Source organism: Luteimicrobium xylanilyticum (assembly GCF_009429125.1).
Taxonomy (GTDB): Bacteria; Actinomycetota; Actinomycetes; order Actinomycetales; family Cellulomonadaceae; genus Luteimicrobium; species Luteimicrobium xylanilyticum.
The window spans coordinates 3590351-3609471 of record NZ_CP045529.1; the positions used below are offsets into that span (position 1 = coordinate 3590351).

Genomic DNA, 19121 nt, shown 5'->3' on the forward strand with positions numbered 1-19121 from the left:
CCCGACGGAGTCCCCCGCATGACGACGACGAAGAGCGATCCCGCGCGCGCCGGGGCGGACGACGCCCCCGCGGTCGTGAGCATCCGCGACCTGTCGGTGAGCTTCGCGACCGACGACGGCGCCGTCGAAGCGGTCCGCGACGTCTCGCTCGAGGTCAGGCAGGGCGAGATCCTCGCGGTCGTCGGCGAGTCGGGCTCCGGCAAGACGGTCACCGCCCGCAGCGTGCTGCGGCTGCTCCCCGAGAACGCCACGACGCGCGGGGCCGTCGTCCTCCGGTCACGCGATCGCGAACGCGCCTACGACGTCGCGAGCCTCGACCACGCCGGCCTCCGGCAGGCGCGCGGCACCGACGTCGCGATGGTCTTCCAGGAGCCGTCCGCCGTCCTCAACCCGGTGTACCCGGTCGGCTGGCAGATCGAGGAGGGCCTGCGTGCGCACCGGAGGCTCAGCCGCACGGAGCGACGCGCCGCGGCCGTCGACGTGCTGCGGCGCGTCGGCATCCCCGAGCCCGAGGTCCGCGTGGACCACTACCCGCACCAGTTCTCGGGCGGCCAGAAGCAGCGCATCGTGATCGCGATGGCGCTCGCCCTCGACCCCGGGCTCATCGTCGCCGACGAGCCGACGACCGCGCTCGACGTCACCGTGCAGGCCGAGATCCTCGACCTGCTGCGCCGTTGCCGTGACGAGTTCGGGGCGTCCGTCCTCCTCATCACCCACAACATGGGGGTCGTCGCGGACCTCGCCGACCGCGTCGTGGTGATGCACGACGGGCGTGTGGTCGAGCAGGCGCCCGTGCGCGACCTGTTCCGCAGCCCCCGGGAGGAGTACACGCGCGAGCTGCTCGCCGCGGTGCCCTCGCTGGAGCCCGTGACGAGCGCCCGCCCGGGGGCGCCGGCCGCGACCCCCGTGCCGAACAGCCGCCACCGCCCGCAGGGGTCGCAGGCGCAGGGACAGCCCGCCATCGAGGCGCGCGAGCTCGTCGTCACGTACCCGGGCCGCCTCGGCAGACCCGGCGCGACCGCGGTCGACCACGTCGACCTCACGCTCGCGCCGGGCGAGGTGCTGGGCCTCGTCGGCGAGTCCGGCAGCGGCAAGACGACCATCGGCCGCGCGATCGCGGGCCTCACCCCGGCCACCGGCGGGAGCCTGCGCGTGCTCGGGACCGAGGTCCGAGGAGCACGGGGCCGTGCTCTGCGCGCGGTCCGGCCACGGATCGGGTTCGTGTTCCAGGACCCGGGGACCAGCTTCAACCCCCTGCTCACCGTCGGCGACGGCGTCGCGGAGCCGTTGGTCGTCCACGGGCGTGCCGCGAACCCCGCCGCGGCCCGCGACCGGGTCGTCGAGCTGCTGGAGTCCGTCCACCTCACCGCCGAGCACGCGCGCCGCTATCCGCACGAGCTGTCCGGCGGACAACGTCAGCGCGCGAGCCTCGCCCGGGCGCTCGCCCTCGAGCCGGACCTCGTGATCGCGGACGAGCCGACGTCCGCGCTCGACGTGTCGGTCCAGGCCCGCGTCCTCGAGCTGTTCGCCGACCTGCACGCACGGCTCGGCTTCGCGTGCCTGTTCATCAGCCACGACCTCGCGGTCGTGGACCAGGTGGCCGACCGCATCGCGGTGCTCCACCGGGGCCGCGTGGTCGAGGAGGGAAGCCCCGCGACCGTCCTGCGAAGGCCCGAGGACCCCTACACCCAGCGGCTCGTCGCGTCCGTCCCCGTCCCGGACCCGGTCGAGCAGGCCCGACGACGCACGGAGCGGCTCGCCGCCAGGGGATGACGCTGAGCGCCGCGGCTGGGCGCTGCGGCCCGACGCTCAGGCGTCGGCCGCCGCGCGGGCGGGCAGCCGCGCCTCGAGGACGAAGCCGCCGTCCGGCGTCGGACCCGAGCGCAGCTCACCGCCCAGCCCGGCGACCCGCCCGCGCAGCCCCGCGAGCCCACGGCCTCCGCCGGCCACCGGGGGCGCCGACCCGGCCGTGTGGCCGTCGGTCCTCACCTCGACGCTCACCCCGGCGTCGTCGTGCCGGACCCGGACGGTGGTGCGCGAGCCCGCGGCATGCTTGACGGCGTTCGTCAGGCCTTCCTGAACGACCCGGTACACCGCCAGCTCGGCCGCGGGACCGAGCCGGGCGCCCACGCCCTGCGCGGTGGCGCCGCCGTCGTCCAGCTCGACCTGCTGGCCGGCGGCACGCGCCCTGTCGACGAGGTCCCGCAGCCCCGCGAGCCCCGGGCTCCCGGGCGCGTCACCCCCCTCGCCCGCGTGCAGCAGACCGAGGAGCTGCCGCAGCTCGGCGAGCGCCTGACGGCCGGTCCCGCTGATCGCGACGAGGCTGTCGCGTGCCCGGTCCCGGGCGGCCGCGTCGTCGGGCGCCCCGGGCCGGAGGAGGACCTGGGTCGCGTCGGCCTGCACGACCATGGCCGTGACGTGGTGCGTGACGACGTCGTGCAGCTCGCGAGCGAGCCGCACGCGCTCGTCGACGACGGCGGCGGCCGCCTCCCTCCGACGGCGCTCGGTCTCGGCCGCGGCCCGCCACCGCATCCAGGACCCGGCGCCCCAGCAGAGCACGAGGACGAGCGCGAACGACACGAAGTCGACGAGATGGTCGGGCGACCGGCGCGCGTGCGCCACGAGGCAGAGCGCCGCATACGCCGTGACGGTGGCGACGGCGAGGAGGACGCGGCGCCGATCCTGGTACGCGCCCGCGCTGTACAGGGCGACGAGGAGGCCGAGCGACGCGACGGTCGGCGGGTAGCCGACGGACTGGTCGACCGCGAAGGCCACGCCGATCACGGCCAGCGCCACGGCGGGCCGGGTGCGACGTAGCGCGAGCGGCAACGTCTGGAGCAGGACCAGGAGCACCCGCAGCGGACCCGCCCGGTGCTCCGGGAGCTCGGCGAACGCGATCCCCTGCAGCGCGACCCCCGGGACGTAGGCCGCGACGGCCAGCGCGACCGCGAGGACGCCGTCGCGCGCCGTGACCGGCCAGGTCCGCCACCGTTCGCGCAGCGCACCGACGGCCCCGCCCCGCCCTCCGGTACGCTCCCCCACGATCACGCGGTCACCCTACTCAGAGACCGCACCCCGACCCGGGAGCGTCCATGACCGACCCCGACCGCCCCGTCCGCGTGCTCGTCTGCGACGACCAGGCCCTCGTCCGTGCCGGCTACGCGACCATCTTCGCGGGGTACGGGTTCGACGTCGTCGGTGAGGCCGCCGACGGCGCCTCCGCGGTCCGGCTGGCCCGCGAGCGACACCCGGACGTCGTCGTGATGGACGTCCACATGCCCGGGGTCGACGGGATCGAGGCGACGCGCGTCCTGGCCGGTCCGGACGCCGCGACCCCGGCGAAGGTGCTGGTCGTGACGACGTTCCACACCGACGAGAACGTGTACGAGGCGCTGCGGGCGGGCGCGAGCGGCTTCCTGCTCAAGGACGCCACCCCGGACCAGCTCGTCGAGGCCGTCCGCACGGTCGCGGCCGGGGAGTCGCTCCTCGCCCCCAGCGTGACCCGGCAGCTCATCGGCCGGTACGCGACCCGGATCAAGCCCGCCGCCCCGACGTCCCCCGACGACGGCCCCCTGGCGGCGTTGGCGCCGCGCGAGCTCGAGGCGCTCACCCTGATCGCCCGCGGTCTGTCCAACGCGGAGATCGCCGACGAGCTCGTCGTGAGCCGCGAGACCGTGAAGACGTACGTCTCGCGGATCCTCACCAAGCTGGACCTGCGCGACCGGGTCCAGGCCGTGGTCCTGGCGTACCGGCTGGGCCTGGTGTCCCCCGACGGGGACACCGGACTGTCCACCCGGGGGTGACGTCCCGCCGCGATGCCCGTTCGTAGCGTTGCGGGCATGACGACGACAACTCCCAGCACCCCTACCGCCGACCTGCGCCCCGCGGCCCGGAGCCGCGCACGCTTCTGGTCGTGGGCTGTCATCGCCACGCACGTCGCGTTCGTGGCCGCGTTCCTGATCGCCCGGACGTGGCAGGTCCCCGGCTACAGCGCGATCGACCACTCCGTCAGCGACATGTACGCGGTGACCGCGCCCCACGCCTGGTTCCTGCTCGTCGTGATCACCGCGGCGGGGATCGCGGCCGTCGGGTTCGTTGCCTTCTCGCTGTGGCCGGCCCTCCGCGGCGCCGGCGTCCCCGCGAAGATCGGTTGCGCGCTCCTCGCGCTGTCGGTGTTCGGGCTCGGGGACGTCCTCACGCCGTTCGAGCGGCTCGCGTGCCAGCGGGCCGACCCCTCGTGCTCGTCGTCCGACCAGGTCGCGAACTTCGGCGGCACCCTCGACAGCACCCTGACGACCGTCGGGCTCGTGGTCATGGTGGCGTCGGCGTTCGTGCTGGCGTCCGCGATGCGTCGGCTCCCGCGGTGGGCGTCGTGGGCGCGGCCGGCCCGCTGGTTCGGCGTCGTGCTCTTCGTGCTGCTCGCAGCGACCGGGATCTTCAGCTCCGACGGCCCCGGCGGCCTGTTCGAGCGGCTGACGGCGGCGTTCGGCGCGGCCGGGATCGTGGCGCTCGGCGTGGGCGTGCTGCGGGCCACGCGTCCGACGGCGCGGCTCACCCCGGCCGGCTGAGCCGGGCGAGGGCGCTCAGGTAGCGGTGGGCGATCGTCCGTTGCCCGAGGCGCCCGACCGGTCCGGCCGCGCGCAGCGGCCACGCACGCGGCTGCGACCAGGCGGCGACGTCCCCACGGACGTCGCCGTCGTCGTCGAGCAGGACGGCGAAGCGCTCGGTGCCCTGCTCGACGTGGTCAGGCTCCGTGGCGTAGAGCACCCAGGCCTCCCGGTCGTCCCGGCCTGCGTCCACGACCCGGCAGGTTCCCCCCAGCGGGAGCGGGCCGAGCCCGACCCGGACGCGCACCCCCACCGTTGCCCGGGCCGGGGGACCACCCGAGGGGTCGCGCACGCGCACGCCCGCGCCGTCGTGCATGCGCCACGTCGCGATGGCGTCCGCCGCCCGCGCGAAGGCCCCGGCCCCGTGCCCGACGACGCCGCTCACGTGCAGCGCGCGGGCGCGCCCGAGCGGGGGTCCGGACCAGGCGGCGCGGGGGTCGGGCAGGATCACACCGGCGACGCTAGTCGAGCGCCGGACCGCAGCCCGCGGACTCCGCGATGAAACCCGCCGCGGCGGTCGCGACGAGCCCCGAGAGCCCCGACGCCTCGGGCAGCGGGCGCGGGTCGTCCTCGACGACCCAGAGCCCGTCCACCACGGCGTAGCGCGCGGACGGCCCGTCGGTCACGAACGTCTCGAGCGCGGCGAGCAGGCGCTCGACCTCCTCGCCGGCCGTGCCCACACCGACGCTCGCGCGGATCGCGCCCGCCGCGTGGCCGAGGCGACGCAGCAGCGGGTGCGCGCAGAAGCGCCCGTCGCGCACGCCGATGCCGTGCTCGGCCGACAGATAGGCGGCAACGAGGCCCGGGTCGTGGTCGTCGACCGAGAACGTCACGACGCCGACCGGGTCGACGGCGTCCTCCCACACCCGCACGACGCGCACGCCGGGGACGGCCTCGAGCCCGGCGACGAGCCGTTCGCGCAGCGCACGCTCGTGCTCGACCAGCGCCTCCGGGTCGAGGGCTCCGAGAGTGCCGCAGGCCGCCGCGAGCGCGACCGCTCCCAGGACGTTGGGCGACCCCGCCTCGTGACGCGCAGGCGCGGTCTGCCACACGACGTCGTCGACCGTGACGTTGCGGACGGCTCCGCCGCCGGCCAGGTAGGGCGTGCCTGCGTCGAGCCAGTCGCGCCGCCCCACGAGCGCTCCGGCGCCGTACGGCGCGTAGGTCTTGTGGCCGGAGAACGCGACGTAGTCGACGCCCGACGCCGCGAGCGAGAAGCGGCGGTGCGGGACGAGCTGGGCGCCGTCGAGGAACAGGCGGGCCCCGGCGTCGTGCGCGAGCGCGACCAGCTCCGCGACGGGCAGCGACTCCCCGGTGACGTTGGACGCCCCGGTCACCGCGACCAGCGCGTACGGGTCGCCGGCCGAGCGTGCCCCGGCGAGCTCGCCGCGCAGCGCGTCGAGGGTCGCGGCGACGCTCGGCGCCGCCTGGACCGTCGTGGCGCGCACCGCCGCGCCGCTCACCCCGCGCCACGGCAGGAGGTTCGCGTGGTGCTCGGTGTCGAGGACGAGCACCCGCCCGGGCGCTCCCGACGCGGCCGCCGGCACGCACCCGGCGAGCAGGTTGGTCGCGTCGGTGGTGTTGCGGACGACGACCGTGACGTCGTCGGCCCGGGCGCCCACGAACGCCCCGATCCCCTGACGGGACGCCTCGTAGAGCGCGGTCGAGACCTGCGAGAGGTAGCCCGCGCCGCGGTGCACGCTCGCGTACAGCGGCAGGACCTCGGCGACCCGGTCCGCGACCGAACGCAGCGCAGGCGCGGACGCAGCGACGTCGAGGTTCGCGTACGGGACGCTGCGGCCGTCGACGAGCGGGACAAGCGTGTCGGAGCCGACGACGGGCAGCAGCGGCCCGGCGGTGGCCGGTGCCACGGGCGTCGGACAGGTCAGGGTGTCGGTGGTCGTCATGGTGCCTCCTGGGTCCAGGGGGCGCGGCCGTCGGCCGCCCCCGCGCTTGCCCGACGCCGCCGCGGCGTGGGCCTGGTCGTCACCCGGGGCACCCCGCCGCAGGAGGAGGGTTGCCGGCCAGCAAGCCGGGGCTGTGCGCGACCGACGGACGTCGGACGAGCGGCTGGCGCTCATGACCTGGCGTCCATGCTCCGCGAGCAAGGCGAGGAGTGTCAACGGCCGGGCGGAACGTCTCGCGATGTGGGACACCGTGGGTGGCGCGCGTACGATCGCAAGGTCCATCCGGAGCGGCCGAGTGACGTGGCACGACGACGCCGCAGCAACCCGCGGACCCGTCGCCCCCCTAGGCGCGGGCCCGGCCGAGGGTGCTAACGCCACGACCGATGGGGCGCGTCGTGCGCGACGCGCCGGAGGAGGCCTCATGAGCGTGACCGCCCGACCCGCCGACGGGTATGCCGGCGACATCACCCCCCAGCAGGCCTGGGACCTGCTGCGCGACGACCCGTCCGCCGTCCTCGTCGACGTGCGCACCGACGGTGAGTGGCGCACGATCGGCGTCCCCGACACCGCCGAGCTCGGCAAGGAGACCGTGTTCGACGAGTGGGTCACCAACGACGGCCGCCCCAACCCGGCGTTCCTCGACGCGCTCCAGGCCGCGGGCGTCGAGGGCGGCCCCGTCGTGTTCCTGTGCCGCTCCGGCCAGCGTTCCATCGGCGCCGCGCGGCTCGCCACGCAGGCCGGGATCGGCCCCTCGTACAACGTCCTCGAGGGCTTCGAGGGCGCTCCCGGGCTCGACGGCGTCCGCAACCGTGAGGGTTGGAAGGTCGCCGGACTCCCCTGGAAGCAGCAGTGAGCCCGTCGCCGCTGCCCGAGGGCGGCATCCCCACCGGCCCCCGCGCCAACGAGGTCCTCTTCGGCGGCTCCGGCCGCGGCCCGCTGCCCGCGACCGCGCGTCCCGCGACCCTCGCGGTGCGCGGCGGCCACCGCCGCTCCGACTACGCCGAGACCTCCGAGGGCCTGTTCCTCACCCAGGGCTACGTCTACGACTCGGCCGCCGACGCCGAGGCCGCCTTCAAGGGCGAGCAGGAGCGGTTCGTCTACTCCCGCTACGGCAACCCGACCGTGCACACGTTCGAGGAGCGCCTGCGCCTCATCGAGGGCGCCGAGGCCTGCTACGCCACGGCATCCGGCATGTCGGCCGTGTTCACGGCGCTCGCGGCGCTCGTCGGGCAGGGCTCGCGGATCGTGTCGGCGCGCGCCCTGTTCGGGTCGACGGTCGTGATCTACGAGGAGATCTTCGCCAAGTGGGGCGTCCAGGTCGACTACGTCGACGGGCACGTCCTCTCCCAGTGGGAGGAGGCGCTCGCCACCCCGGCCGACGTCGTGTTCTTCGAGACGCCGTCCAACCCCATGCAGGACCTCGTCGACGTACGCGCGGTGACCGACCTCGCGCACCGCGCGGGCGCCGTCGTCGTGCTCGACAACGTCTTCGCGACACCCGTCCTGCAGAAGCCGCTCGAGCTGGGCGCGGACGTCGTCGTGTACTCCGCGACGAAGCACATCGACGGCCAGGGCCGGGTGCTCGGCGGCGCGATCCTCGGCTCGGCGGAGTTCCTCGAGGGACCCGTCCAGACGTTCGTCCGCAACACCGGGCCGTCGCTGTCCGCGTTCAACGCGTGGGTGCTGCTCAAGGGCCTCGAGACCTTGCCCGTCCGGGTGCGCGCCCAGAACGACGCCGCGCTCCAGGTCGCGACGGCCCTCGAGTCCCTGCCCGGGATCGCCCGCGTCCGCTACCCGTTCCTCGACTCGCACCCGCAGGTCGAGCTGGCCCGCGCGCAGCAGGCCGGCGGCGGGACCGTCGTGACGTTCGACCTCGACGTCCCCGAGGGCACCGGGCCCGAGGACGCCAAGAAGCGCACGTTCGCGTTCCTCGACGCCCTCCAGGTCGTCGACATCTCCAACAACCTCGGCGACGCCAAGTCCCTCATCACCCACCCCGCCACCACGACGCACCGCAAGCTCGGCGCCGAGGGGCGGGCCGCCGTCGGGATCGCGGAGACCACCGTGCGCCTGTCCGTGGGCCTCGAGGACCCGCTCGACCTGATCGAGGACGTCGAGCAGGCGCTCGCCGCGAGGTAGGCCGGGGCTCAGCCCCAGGCCGGCAGCTCCGGGAGGTCGGGGCCGCCTCGGCCGAGCAGCCACGCGAGGACCTCGTGGTCGGCGATCCCGTCGGGCACCGCGACGCCCGGCGCGCGCGTCGGGAGCAGGGCGAGCTCGTCCGGCAGGAACGTGCGCGCGAAGTCCCCGGGCCACTGCCCGCTGTGGTGGTCACCGCCGAGGTCGAGCCGGTGCACCTCGACCTCGCGCCAGCGCGACATCAGGAGCCGCATCGCGGGGTACGTCTCGTGCGGCGTCGACACCTCGCCCGCCCAGACCTCGTCCGGGAGCGCTGAGAGCGTCACGTCGCACGCGACGGCGCTGACCTCGACGTCCGCGAGGAGCGCCGCCCAGTCGCGGCCCGCGCCGAGCTCGATCTCCGCCTCGCGGCCCGCGGCGCCGCCGACGTACTTCTCCGTGGTGACGCCGATCGCTGCGGCCACCGCCATGCGGGCCGTGCCGTCGGCGTTGCGGGCGAGGTGCGTGAGGAGATGCCCGACCGTCCAGCCGGGCAGTCGCGTGGGCGCCGCAGGGTCGAGGGGTTCGAGGTCGAGGTCGTCGAGCAGGCGGCGGTGAGAGTCGGTGATGCGGGCGAGGTACAGCTCGGCCTGGTCGGGGGACGCGATCGTCATGACCTCATCCTCCCCCGCGCGCGAGGATGGGACGGTGACCGCCGCACCGACGCCCTCCGCGACCCTCGTCCGCGCCGACAACCCCGGCCCCATGACCCTCGACGGCACCAACACCTGGGTGCTCCGGGCGCCCGGCGCGCGCGCCTGTCTCGTCGTGGACCCCGGGCCCGACGACGCAGCCCACCTCGCGCGGGTCGCCGAGGTCGCGCTCGGAGACGGCAGGGGCTGGGTGGCAGGCGTCGTCGTCACGCACCGGCACGCCGACCACACGGCCGGGGCGGCGCTGTTCGCGGGGGCCGTCGGAGCGCCGCTGCGTGCCGTCCTGCCCGAGCTCTGCTCCCCGGACGCGGAGCCGCTGCGCGACGGCGAGGTCCTCGACGTCGACGGCCTGCCGATCGGGATCCTCGCGACGCCCGGGCACACGTCCGACTCGGTGAGCCTCCACCTGCCCTCGGACCGCGCGCTCCTCACGGGCGACACCGTGCTGGGCGCCGGGTCGACGGTGCTGATGGAGCGCGACGGAGGGGACCTCGGCGACTACCTGGCGTCGCTCGACCGGCTGGCCGCGGTCTGCGCGACGACGACGACGCCCGTCGTCGGGCTCCCCGGGCACGGTCCCGCGATCGAGGACCTCGCGGCGCGCGTCTCCGCGTACCGGACGCACCGGCTCGAGCGGCTCGACGAGGTGCGGGCCGCGCTCGACACCCTCGTGCTGCCGACGGCGACGGACGACGCCGTGGTGAGCGCCGTCGTCGGCCGGGTGTACCCGGACGTGGAGGTGGGGCTGCTGCCCGCCGCGACGCAGAGCGTACGGGTCCAGCTGCGCTACCTCGCCCGCGGCTCGAACTAGCGAGGACCGGGCAACGGGCGCAGGACGAGCGCCGCCAGCACCGCGGCCGACACCGCGAGCCCCCCGACGAGGACGCCCAGCGCACCCCACCCGTGCGACGCGAACGCGTACCCCGCCACCCAGCCGACGACGCTCGACCCGGCGTAGTAGAAGAGGTTGTACAGGCTGGTCGCCTGCGCCCGGCCCTGCGGCGCACGCTGGCCCGTCCACCCCGACGCGACGGCGTGCGCCCCGAAGAACCCGGCGGTGAAGACCAGGAGTCCGACGAGCACGACCGGGAGCCAGGCGACGAGCGTGAGCGCGAGCCCGACGAGCTCGACGGCGATCGACCCCACGAGCGCGGTCCGCCGACCGAGTCGCTCGACGAGCCGCCCCGAGGTGCGCGACGACACCGTCCCGGCGAGGTAGGCGAGGAACAGGAGGCTGATGGCGGCCTGCGGCAGGTCGAAGGGCGGCGCCTCGAGCCGGAAGCCCAGGTAGTTGTAGACCGCGACGAACCCGCCCATGAGTGCGAAGCCCTGCCAGAACAGCACGAGCATGTCGGGGCGCCGCAGGTTCGCGAGGAGGTTCGCGCCCAACCCCGGCCCCTGTCCCCGGGCCACCGGTGAGAACCGCCGCGCGGGCGGGACCAGCGTGAGGAACACGGCCGTCGCCGCAGCGGCGAGGACCGCGACGGCGAGCACGCCGACGCGCCACGACGTCGCCTCCCCGACCGGCCCGGCGACGAGCCGGCCGAGGAGCCCGCCGATCGTCGTGCCCGCCACGTACGTCCCGGCGGCCCCCGGGACGTGCAGCCGGTGCACCTCCTCCGCGAGGTACGCGACGGCCACCGCGGGCAGCCCGGCGAGCGCCGCACCCTCGAAGAACCGGACGACCAGCACCGGACCGAGACCGGGGACGAACGGGACCACGAGACCCAGCACCGTCGCGGAGACCGTGCTCACGCTCATCGCCCGCACACGCCCCCAGCGGTCCGCGACCGCGGACCACGGCACGACGGCGACCGCGAGCCCGAGCGTGGCCGCCGAGACGGTGAGCGCCGCGCGGGGTGCGCTCACGTGCAGGTCGGCGGCGAGCAGCGGGAGCACGCCCTGGAGCGAGTAGAGCTGCGCGAACGTCGCGACACCGGCCGCGAACAGCGCGACCAGGATGCGCCGGTAGCCGCGGGACCCCCGGGTGTGGCCCTCCCACGGCGACGGCGCGGCTGCGGGTTCCGTGGCGGCGATCCTTCCGGGGCGGGGGCGGGCGGGCCGTTCCACGCTACTGCCGCCTGCGCTGCGACCGGTCCCGGACCGTGCCTACGGTGAAGAACACCACACGGAGGGAGCACACCATGCCTGACGCCGACCTCGACGGACGCCGCGTGCTGGCGATCGTCACGAACTACGGGGTCGAGCAGGACGAGCTCGTCGTGCCCGTCGAGCACCTGCGCGACGACGGGGCCGAGGTCACCGTGGCCGCCGTGTCCGCCGACCCGATCGAGACCCTCGTGGGCGACAAGGACCCCGGCCGCACCGTCCAGCCCGACACGACGATCGCCGCGGCCGACCCCGACGCGTACGACCTGCTCCTCGTCCCGGGCGGCACGCTCAACGCGGACAGCCTGCGGCTCGACGACGACGCGCTCGACGTCGTCCGGGCGTTCGCGGACGCCGGCAAGCCGATCGCGGCGATCTGCCACGGACCGTGGGCGCTCGTGTCGGCGGGGGTGATCGAGGGCAAGGACGTCACGTCGTACGCGTCCCTGCAGACGGATCTGCGCAACGCGGGCGTCGCGTCGTGGACGGACACGTCGGTGGTGCGGGACGCGACGCGCTACCCGCTCGTCACCTCGCGCGACCCCGACGACCTCGACGACTTCCTCGGCGCGATCGACGAGCTCCTGAGCGCGGACTGACGCCGCCGCGCGGCGCGCCCGGCCGAGCCGGGCGCGGTGCTTGACTGGCCCCGTGACCACGCCCGACGCCGTGCCGAACCGCCGCGACCACGTCTCGCCCGCCGAGCGGCTCGCGATCGGCACGTTCGCCGGCGCCGTCGTCGGGGTCCTCGCGGGCCTCGTGCTGCCCGTGGGGCTCGCGGTGCTGCTCGGGTGGTGCACGGTGGCCGTGCTGTTCGTCGTGTGGACCTGGGCCACGGTCTGGCCCATGGACGCGGACGCCACCGCGTCGCACGCGACCCGCGAGGAGCCCACGCGGCTCGCGACGCACGCGACGGTCGTCGTCGCGTCGGTGGCGAGCCTGGTCGGTGTCGGGTTCGTCCTGCTCGGCTCCGACGTCACGGACAAGGCGCTGGCAGCAGCCGTCGCCGTGGCGAGCGTGGTCGCGTCGTGGACCACCGTGCACACCCTCTTCGCCCTCGGCTATGCGCAGCTCTACTACACGGGACCCGACGGTGGGGTCGACTTCCACCAGGAGGAGCCGCCCCGGTACTCCGACTTCGCGTACGTGGCGTTCACCGTGGGCATGAGCTATGCGATCTCCGACACCGACGTCGGCTCGTCGGCGATCCGGCGCCTCGCCCTCGGGCACGCCTTGCTGTCGTACCTGTTCGGCACGGTCATCCTGGCGACGCTCGTCAACCTCGTCGCGGGGTTGTGAGGTCCGCCCGCACCGCCGCGAGGACGTCGGGGAGGGGGATGATCGCGCCGCGCAGCGCGCCCGGTGTGGCGTGGAACGTCACCGCGGTGCCTCCGCCGTCGGGGGCGACCGACGCGTAGCCGAGCGCCGAGCGCACGGTCGCGTCGGCCGCCTTCGTGGCTCCTGCGACGGTGGGCTCCCCGCCCAGGAAGAGGACGACGTCGGCGCCCCGGCCGGGCACCTCCGACTCCAGCGGGAGGCCCTGGTAGCCGGGCGTGGGCGTCGCAGCGTCCGCTGCACACCCCTTCGGGTCGATGACGGAGAGCGTGATCTCGAGCTGCTGACCGTCGCTCAGGGCGGGCTGGCCCGGCCGGACGGCGACGACGTCGTCGACGGTCACGTGGAACATCTCGGTCACCGTGGCGTGGGTCTCGTCGGCCGGCGCCTGGCTGGCCTGCGCGGCGTCGTCCACGACGTGCGCCCGCACCACCGCGTCCGTGAAGGTGTCGAGGCTCTGCAGCGAGGTGTAGCCGGCGGCGTCCACGACGCACCGCTCCTTCGAGCCGCCGACGCCCGAGGCGCAGCCGGAGAGCGCAGCGGCCACGACCGCCGCGCCCAGCACGCCCCCGACGAACGTCGCCGAGGACCTGACCCGGCCCCCACGCGTCATGCTCCGACGTTATCCGACGCCCTCCGTGCCGTCCTGTCGGCACCGCCCGCCGGTGCCGCCAAGGGGACCGCGAGGTCGCACGCGGCGTCGTCGGGCCCGGCGGTCCGCCAGTCGGCGATCATCACCTGCCGCGGCGGCCCGGCGGAGCGCCGCCCGGACCCGTCCACCGAACGGCGCAGCGCGTCGAGGGCGTCCAGCACCTCGGCGCCCCGGAGCTGCGCCGCGGTCAGACGCACGAACGCCTCGTCGTGCGTCGGCTCGACCAGCGCCTGGACGTCCCCCAGCGCCTTCGCGGCGGCCACGGCGTCGTCGTGCGACGCGATCGGCCTGACCACCTCGACGGGGCCGTCGCTGTCGTCGGAGACCTCGGCGTGGTAGACGACGTACGGGCAGCCCTCGATCCCGGGCAGCCCCGGTCCGGCGGAGCGCATCCGCCCCAGCGCCTCGCCGAGCACCTCACCCAGCCCCTCGCTGTGGACGCGACGCGTCCAGCTCAGGACGGCCCGGCTCGGAACCGTCCGTGTCTCGATCGTGTACTGCTCCATGGCGTGCCTCCCGTTCGGGTCGGCGAGGAGGCGGCAGACGTACCCGGCGAGCTCGGACCGGGCCTGCGCGGCACCGGCGTCCGCGGCGGCGTGCTCCTGCACGACCGTCGCTGCGGCGGCACCGTCCAGGACCAGCACGCGGGCGATCTCCGGGAGCGACAGGTGCAGCTCCCGGAGCAGACCCACCAGACGGGCCCGTGAGGCCTGTCCCGGGTCGTACCAGCGGTAGCCCGTGACCGGGTCGGTGCGCGCGGGCACCACGAGGCCCAGCTCGTCGTAGAGCCGCAGCGCCTTCGGCGAGAGGCGGCTCAACGCCGAGAAGCGGCCGATCGGGACCAGCACGTCGTCCATCGTCGTCTCCTCGAGGCCGAGCACCCTGCCCGGCCACGACCACCGTGGACCTTCCCCCGAGGTCAAGGTCAAGCCTGCCCGTCGTGGGTTCAGGTCGCGTCCCACAGCGCGCGGTAGTACGCGGTGCGCTCGGTGTCGACGGCGGTGCCGTAGGCCGCGAGGAGCTCGTCCTCCCAGCCGGGTCCGTAGTTCCACTGCGTGCTCCAGGCCGCGACCGCGAGATCGGCCCACGCGTCGGCGACGCCCAGCGTCCCGAGGTCCACGTGCGCGAGCCAGCGGCCGTCGTGGCCCAGGAGCGTGTTGGGGGCGCAGGCGTCGCCATGGCACACCACGAGCCGCTCGGGCTCGGGGGGCTCGGCGGCGAGCCGGTCGAGGAGCGCGAGGTCGGCGCCGGGGCGGAGCCGACCCCGGGCGACGCGCGAGCCGACGCCCCAGTCGAACGGGCACTCCGCGACGGGCAGCGCGTCGTGCAGGGCGCGCAACCCCTCCCCGACCGCCCGGACCGCCGTGCGAGGGTCGGCCCGCCACCGGTCGCTCACCGCACTCTCGCCCGGCAGCGCCGCCGTCATCAGCCAGGCGGCGCCGTCGTCGTCGGTGCCGGCGTCCAGGACGCGCGGGACGGGGGTGAACGGTGCCGCCCAGGCGAGGCGCTCCGCCTCGGCCACCAGGTCGAGCTCGGCCGCACGCTCGGTGGGGGGCACCCACTTCACGTACCGGGCGCGCGAGCCCTCGCCCAGGCGGAACGTCAGGCCACCGACGGCGTTCTCCCACACCGGGACGACGACGTCACCCGCGGCGAGGCGGTCCACGACGGCGGGCACGGCGACGTCGGGCGGGGGCGCACCGGCGAGGTCGGAGGGCGCGCGGGGGGAGCCCACGGGAGCCGGTTCGGGCACGGCGTCAGTCACGCCAACGAGCCCCCGTCGCTCAGGCGGCGACGAGGTGCGCGAGCACCGAGGTGAAGAACGTCAGCCCGTCGGTGCCGGAGCGTGGTCCGGCGTCCGCGGCGGGGCCGAACCCCGCCTCGACGGCGTGCTCGGGGTGCGGCATGAGCCCGACGACGTTGCCTCGGGCGTTCGTGACGCCCGCGATCCCGCGACGCGAGCCGTTCGGGTTCCAGCCCTCGTAACGGAACACGACACGACCCTCGCCCTCGAGCTCGTCGAGGGTGTGCTCGTCGGCGACGTACTGGCCGTCCTGGTTCTTGAGCGGGACCACGATCCGCTGGCCCTGCTCGTACTCGTTCGTCCACGCCGTCGACGCGTTCTCGACGACCAGCGGCTGCTCGCGGCAGATGAACGACAGGTGGTCGTTCTTGATCATCGAACCCGGAAGCAGGTGGACCTCGGTGAGGACCTGGAAGCCGTTGCAGATGCCGAGCACGGGCAGACCGCCGTGCGCGGCGTCGACGACCTTCTCCATCACGGGCGCGAACCGGCTGATCGCCCCGGCCCGCAGGTAGTCGCCGTACGAGAACCCGCCCGGCAGGACGACCGCGTCGACGTCGTGCAGGTCCGCGTCGCCGTGCCAGAGCGACACGGCCTCGGCGCCCGCGAGCCGGACGGCGCGCGCAGCGTCACGGTCGTCCAGGGTGCCGGGAAAGGTGATGACGCCGACGCGAAGGCCCTGCGCGCCGGCCGTGGCGGTGCTCACGCCAGGCCCTCGGACGCCACCGTCGCGGCCGCGTCCGCTTCGATGTCCGCAACCCGGACGACGTCCTCGATCACCGGGTTCGACAGCACGGTCTCGGCGGCGCGCTGCGCCGCGTCGAGCACCTCGGGGGTGACGTCACCCTCGACCTCGAGCTCGAACCGCTTACCCTGACGGACGCTCACGAACTGGTCGAAACCCAGACGCGGCAGGGCGCGGGCGACGGCCTTCCCCTGCGGGTCGAGGATCTCGGGCTTGGGCATGACGTCGACGACTACGCGTCCCACAGGGGCTCCTTCGAGGGGGGCGCCGCCGGCGAGGAGCGCCGGACGGGCACGGGGCGGCGGGGATCCGCTGCCCAGTCTACCGGCGGGACCTTTCACCCGCGGACGCCGCTTGGCGGCGGTGACCTGCGTCACGTAGCGTGACGTTCGCAGCGCGTGGCTCCGCCTGGAGACGCACCCGTGCTGTGCACGTCCATCGGTGCCCCCCTCGTTTCGCACGCGGAGCCACGGGCGGGGGTCGGTGCTCGCGTTCGAAGGAGAACACGAGAAGTGACATCAGCACACCGCCGGCCCCGTCGGGGCCGGAACGGCGCCGCGCGCGCCGCCACCGCCGGGCTCGCCGCCGGCGCGCTCGTCGCCACCGGGCTCGTCGGTGCGACACTCGCCGCGACGTCCGCCTCCGCGGCCACGGCAGACAACCCGTTCGGACCGAACGTCACGGTCTTCGACCCGTCGATGTCGACGGCGGACATCAACAGCGCCCTCGCCGCCGCCCAGGGGTACGGCGAGTTCAGCACCGACCGGCACGCCTTCTTCTTCAAGCCCGGCACGTACGGGAGCGCGGCCGGGCAGGACAACCCCGCCACCGCGACCGACGTGATCAACGGGCAGGTGGGCTACTACGAGACGGTCGCCGGGCTCGGCTCCAACCCCGACGACGTCACGATCAACGGCGCGGTCCACGCGGAGGGGGTGCCCCCGACGAACGTCTGCCCGTGGGACAACAGCGGCGGCGGCGACAGCGCGCTCACGAACTTCTGGCGCTCGCTGTCGAACATGAAGATCAACCCGATCCAGCAGCCCGTCGCGACGGACACCGGCGTGAAGGGCGTCTGCTACCCGACCGACGACAACCCGGACGGTCTCCTCAACCCCGAGGGGGTCGCGGACGCGCACCAGCTCCGCTGGGCCGTGTCGCAGGCCGCGCCGCTTCGCCGCCTCGACGTGACCGGCAGCCTGTCCGTGTTCCCACGGTTCGGCGGGTTCTCGTCCGGCGGGTACCTGTCCGACTCGCGCGTCGCCGGGACCATCACCTCGGGCTCCCAGCAGCAGTGGTACACCCAGGACAGCCAGCTCCAGACCTGGGACGGCGCCGTCTGGAACCAGGTCCTCGCGGGCGTGAACGCGGACGCGACCTACACCACGGCGTCCGGCAAGGTCACGGCCGACCAGCTCACCTACCCGACGCCCGCCTACACGGTCGTCCCGAGGACGCCCGTCAGCCGGGACGCGCCGTTCCTCACGTGGGACAAGAACCACGGCTACGCCGTCTTCGTGCCCGACGCGCGGACCGACAGCTCGGGCGTCTCGTGGGCGGACGGCGACGACGCGGGCGCCTCGCTCCCGATCTCGTCGTTCTTCATCGCGCAGCCGGGCGACACCGCCGCCACGATCAACAAGGCGCTCAAGAAGGGCAAGAACCTGGTCCTCACGCCGGGCGTGTACTCGCTCGACGAGGCGCTCGTCGTGCCCAAGGCCAACCAGGTCGTCCTCGGCCTCGGTATGGCGACGCTGTCCCCCACGAACGGCAACGCCGCGATCGTGACAGGCGACGTCAAGGGCATCAAGATCGCCGGCATCACGGTCGACGCGGGCGCCGTGAAGTCCGACGTCCTGGTCCAGGTGGGGCCGCAGGGTGCGAAGCACTCCGACGCCTCGAACCCGACGACGCTGTCCGACGTGTTCGTGCGCGTCGGCGGCCCGCACGAGGGCAAGGTCACGACCGCGATCGAGGTGAACTCGCCGCGCACCCTGCTCGACGACATCTGGTCGTGGCGCGCGGACCACGGCGCGGGCGTCGGCTGGGACCAGAACACCGCGGACCACGGCCTCGTCGTCAACGGCGCGCACGTCACCGCGACCGGTCTGTTCGTCGAGCACTACCAGAAGGAGCAGGTCGTCTGGAACGGCGAGGACGGCACGACGGTCTTCTACCAGTCGGAGCTCCCGTACGACCCGCCGACGCAGTCGGCGTGGATGGACGGCTCTCGCAAGGGCTACGCCTCGTACGCCGTGTCGCCCGACGTGACGACGCACACCGCGTACGGGCTGGGGGTCTACTCGTTCTTCGACCCGACGCGCAACGACGGCTCGGACATCCGGCTCGAGTCCGCGATCACGGCGCCCGTCACGAAGGGCGTCACGTTCACGCACGCGGTCTCGCGGTTCCTCAACGGGGTCGGCGGGATCGACCACGTCGTCAACGACGCAGGCAAGGCCGCGGTCGCCGGCACCAACGACGACTCGACCACCTACCTCGACACCTACCCCGGCCCGCTGCCCCCCACGGTGAAGTCGATCTCCGTGCAGGACGGCGACGTCGTGAGCGGCAAGGCGACGTTCAAGGTCGCGCTCGAGGGCCCGGCGTCGGACCTCTCCTACACGTACATCGAGCTCAACCGCGGCGCGGGGCACACCTGGGTGACCGACAACACCAAGGCTCCCGGCTCGACGAACTCGGGCACCCACCCGAAGCTCGTCGTCGACACCCGGACTCTCCCCGACGGCGTCTACGGCCTCAAGGTCGACGCGATCGGGAAGAACGGCAAGGGCGTCGAGAAGACCGTGTCCTTCACGATCCACAACGCGCCGGTGCTCACGTTCAAGAGCCCCGCGACGGGCGACACCGTCTCGGGGACGACGAACGTCAAGGTCAAGCTCTCCGGCGCGAACCAGCAGGCGTACAACCTGCGGGTCGACTCGGCCGGGCTCGACTACGTCTACCAGCCGACGGCGGGGACGTTCGCGTACAAGCTGGACACCCGGACCCTGAGCAACGGCACGCACACGCTCCTGGCCACGGCGACGGACAAGGACGGCGACAAGACCACGGTGACCGAGAAGATCACCGTGCAGAACTGACCCGGCCACCGGACGCCGACGGCGCGACCA

General features: G+C 74.5%; 19 protein-coding genes and 1 riboswitch. Of the genes, 9 read left to right on the top strand and 10 right to left on the bottom strand.

Annotated elements, in window-relative coordinates:
• Positions 1–18 precede the first annotated feature (18 nt).
• Positions 19–1773, top strand: a complete 1755-nt coding sequence (locus KDY119_RS19235; RefSeq protein ID WP_227994704.1) for a dipeptide ABC transporter ATP-binding protein — start codon at positions 19–21, stop codon at positions 1771–1773.
• Between the two features lie 36 nt (positions 1774–1809).
• On the opposite strand, the gene KDY119_RS15960 is transcribed toward KDY119_RS19235, so the two are convergent.
• A complete protein-coding gene (locus tag KDY119_RS15960) occupies positions 1810–3048 on the bottom strand; it encodes a sensor histidine kinase (protein ID WP_227994390.1) in 1239 nt (412 codons plus the stop codon).
• A gap of 44 nt (positions 3049–3092) precedes the next feature.
• On the opposite strand from KDY119_RS15960, the gene KDY119_RS15965 reads away from it, so the two are divergent.
• Both KDY119_RS15965 and KDY119_RS15970 read left to right on the top strand, forming a co-directional pair.
• A complete protein-coding gene (locus KDY119_RS15965) occupies positions 3093–3803 on the top strand; it encodes a response regulator (RefSeq protein WP_036947514.1) in 711 nt (236 codons plus the stop codon).
• 36 nt (positions 3804–3839) lie between these two features.
• Positions 3840–4568: a DUF998 domain-containing protein gene (locus tag KDY119_RS15970; RefSeq protein ID WP_083890667.1), complete on the top strand. Its 729-nt coding sequence runs from the start codon at positions 3840–3842 to the stop codon at positions 4566–4568.
• Here the strand turns inward: KDY119_RS15970 and KDY119_RS15975 are convergent.
• Entirely contained in the window at positions 4552–5058 is a 507-nt protein-coding gene (locus tag KDY119_RS15975) for a DUF1990 family protein (RefSeq protein WP_153022533.1), read from the bottom strand. The two genes, KDY119_RS15970 and KDY119_RS15975, sit on opposite strands and share 17 nt — an antisense overlap.
• 10 nt (positions 5059–5068) lie before the next feature.
• Positions 5069–6514, bottom strand: coding sequence for an aminotransferase class V-fold PLP-dependent enzyme (locus KDY119_RS15980; RefSeq protein ID WP_153022535.1), 1446 nt, complete (start codon positions 6512–6514; stop codon positions 5069–5071).
• Positions 6515–6551: 37 nt separating this feature from the next.
• Positions 6552–6692: riboswitch (SAM riboswitch) on the bottom strand.
• Positions 6693–6935: 243 nt separating this feature from the next.
• On the opposite strand from KDY119_RS15980, the gene KDY119_RS15985 reads away from it, so the two are divergent.
• Entirely contained in the window at positions 6936–7367 is a 432-nt protein-coding gene (locus KDY119_RS15985; protein WP_153022536.1) for a rhodanese-like domain-containing protein, read from the top strand.
• Between the two features lie 83 nt (positions 7368–7450).
• Positions 7451–8653 carry an O-succinylhomoserine sulfhydrylase gene (locus tag KDY119_RS15990; protein WP_051136437.1) on the top strand — a complete coding sequence of 401 codons (1203 nt, stop codon included), beginning with the start codon at positions 7451–7453 and terminating at the stop codon, positions 8651–8653.
• Positions 8654–8661: 8 nt separating this feature from the next.
• Here the strand turns inward: KDY119_RS15990 and KDY119_RS15995 are convergent, their stop codons facing one another.
• A complete protein-coding gene (locus tag KDY119_RS15995; RefSeq protein ID WP_051136321.1) occupies positions 8662–9303 on the bottom strand; it encodes a maleylpyruvate isomerase N-terminal domain-containing protein in 642 nt (213 codons plus the stop codon).
• Between the two features lie 34 nt (positions 9304–9337).
• Between KDY119_RS15995 and KDY119_RS16000 the strand changes: the two genes are divergently transcribed.
• Positions 9338–10153 (top strand): MBL fold metallo-hydrolase, encoded by an 816-nt coding sequence (locus KDY119_RS16000; RefSeq protein ID WP_227994391.1) that lies wholly within the window; start codon positions 9338–9340, stop codon positions 10151–10153.
• Here KDY119_RS16000 and KDY119_RS16005 read toward each other — a convergent pair.
• The gene (locus KDY119_RS16005) at positions 10150–11412 is read right to left on the bottom strand and encodes an MFS transporter (protein ID WP_227994392.1); all 1263 of its coding nucleotides are present in this window, start codon (positions 11410–11412) and stop codon (positions 10150–10152) included. The two genes, KDY119_RS16000 and KDY119_RS16005, sit on opposite strands and share 4 nt — an antisense overlap.
• 74 nt (positions 11413–11486) lie before the next feature.
• Here KDY119_RS16005 and KDY119_RS16010 point away from each other — a divergent pair, with 74 nt between their 5' ends.
• On the top strand, positions 11487–12050 hold the full coding sequence (locus KDY119_RS16010; RefSeq protein WP_036947515.1) for a type 1 glutamine amidotransferase domain-containing protein: 564 nt from the start codon (positions 11487–11489) through the stop codon (positions 12048–12050).
• A 52-nt stretch (positions 12051–12102) separates the two neighbouring features.
• On the top strand, positions 12103–12750 hold the full coding sequence (locus KDY119_RS16015) for a DUF1345 domain-containing protein (protein ID WP_227994393.1): 648 nt from the start codon (positions 12103–12105) through the stop codon (positions 12748–12750).
• Here the strand turns inward: KDY119_RS16015 and KDY119_RS16020 are convergent.
• The 5 genes from KDY119_RS16020 to purS all read right to left on the bottom strand — a co-directional run bounded on the left by KDY119_RS16020 (position 12728) and on the right by purS (position 16232).
• Positions 12728–13399: a hypothetical protein gene (locus tag KDY119_RS16020; RefSeq protein WP_036947516.1), complete on the bottom strand. Its 672-nt coding sequence runs from the start codon at positions 13397–13399 to the stop codon at positions 12728–12730. The two genes, KDY119_RS16015 and KDY119_RS16020, sit on opposite strands and share 23 nt — an antisense overlap.
• On the bottom strand, positions 13396–14295 hold the full coding sequence (locus tag KDY119_RS16025) for a MerR family transcriptional regulator (RefSeq protein ID WP_153022537.1): 900 nt from the start codon (positions 14293–14295) through the stop codon (positions 13396–13398). Before KDY119_RS16025 ends, KDY119_RS16020 begins: the two co-directional genes overlap by 4 nt.
• Positions 14296–14384: 89 nt before the next feature.
• Positions 14385–15173, bottom strand: coding sequence for a phosphotransferase (locus KDY119_RS16030; protein WP_407657437.1), 789 nt, complete (start codon positions 15171–15173; stop codon positions 14385–14387).
• A gap of 49 nt (positions 15174–15222) precedes the next feature.
• Complete coding sequence (gene purQ / locus KDY119_RS16035; RefSeq protein WP_036947518.1) at positions 15223–15948, bottom strand: phosphoribosylformylglycinamidine synthase subunit PurQ; 726 nt, start codon at positions 15946–15948, stop codon at positions 15223–15225.
• Positions 15945–16232: a phosphoribosylformylglycinamidine synthase subunit PurS gene (purS, locus tag KDY119_RS16040; protein WP_153022538.1), complete on the bottom strand. Its 288-nt coding sequence runs from the start codon at positions 16230–16232 to the stop codon at positions 15945–15947. The genes purQ and purS overlap by 4 nt, the downstream gene beginning before the upstream one ends.
• Before the next feature lie 267 nt (positions 16233–16499).
• On the opposite strand from purS, the gene KDY119_RS16045 reads away from it, so the two are divergent.
• On the top strand, positions 16500–19091 hold the full coding sequence (locus KDY119_RS16045) for an Ig-like domain-containing protein (protein ID WP_194174254.1): 2592 nt from the start codon (positions 16500–16502) through the stop codon (positions 19089–19091).
• Positions 19092–19121: the final 30 nt, after the last annotated feature.

Bases quoted from the DNA above. Each gene is read 5' to 3' on its own strand.
- KDY119_RS19235 (WP_227994704.1), top strand. From the start codon at position 19: ATGACGACGACGAAGAGCGATCCCGCGCGCGCCGGGGCGGACGACGCC.
- KDY119_RS15965 (WP_036947514.1), top strand. From the start codon at position 3,093: ATGACCGACCCCGACCGCCCCGTCCGCGTGCTCGTCTGCGACGACCAG.
- KDY119_RS15970 (WP_083890667.1), top strand. From the start codon at position 3,840: ATGACGACGACAACTCCCAGCACCCCTACCGCCGACCTGCGCCCCGCG.
- KDY119_RS15980 (WP_153022535.1), bottom strand. From the start codon at position 6,514: ATGACGACCACCGACACCCTGACCTGTCCGACGCCCGTGGCACCGGCC.
- KDY119_RS15985 (WP_153022536.1), top strand. From the start codon at position 6,936: ATGAGCGTGACCGCCCGACCCGCCGACGGGTATGCCGGCGACATCACC.
- KDY119_RS15995 (WP_051136321.1), bottom strand. From the start codon at position 9,303: ATGACGATCGCGTCCCCCGACCAGGCCGAGCTGTACCTCGCCCGCATC.
- KDY119_RS16010 (WP_036947515.1), top strand. From the start codon at position 11,487: ATGCCTGACGCCGACCTCGACGGACGCCGCGTGCTGGCGATCGTCACG.
- KDY119_RS16020 (WP_036947516.1), bottom strand. From the start codon at position 13,399: ATGACGCGTGGGGGCCGGGTCAGGTCCTCGGCGACGTTCGTCGGGGGC.
- KDY119_RS16025 (WP_153022537.1), bottom strand. From the start codon at position 14,295: ATGGACGACGTGCTGGTCCCGATCGGCCGCTTCTCGGCGTTGAGCCGC.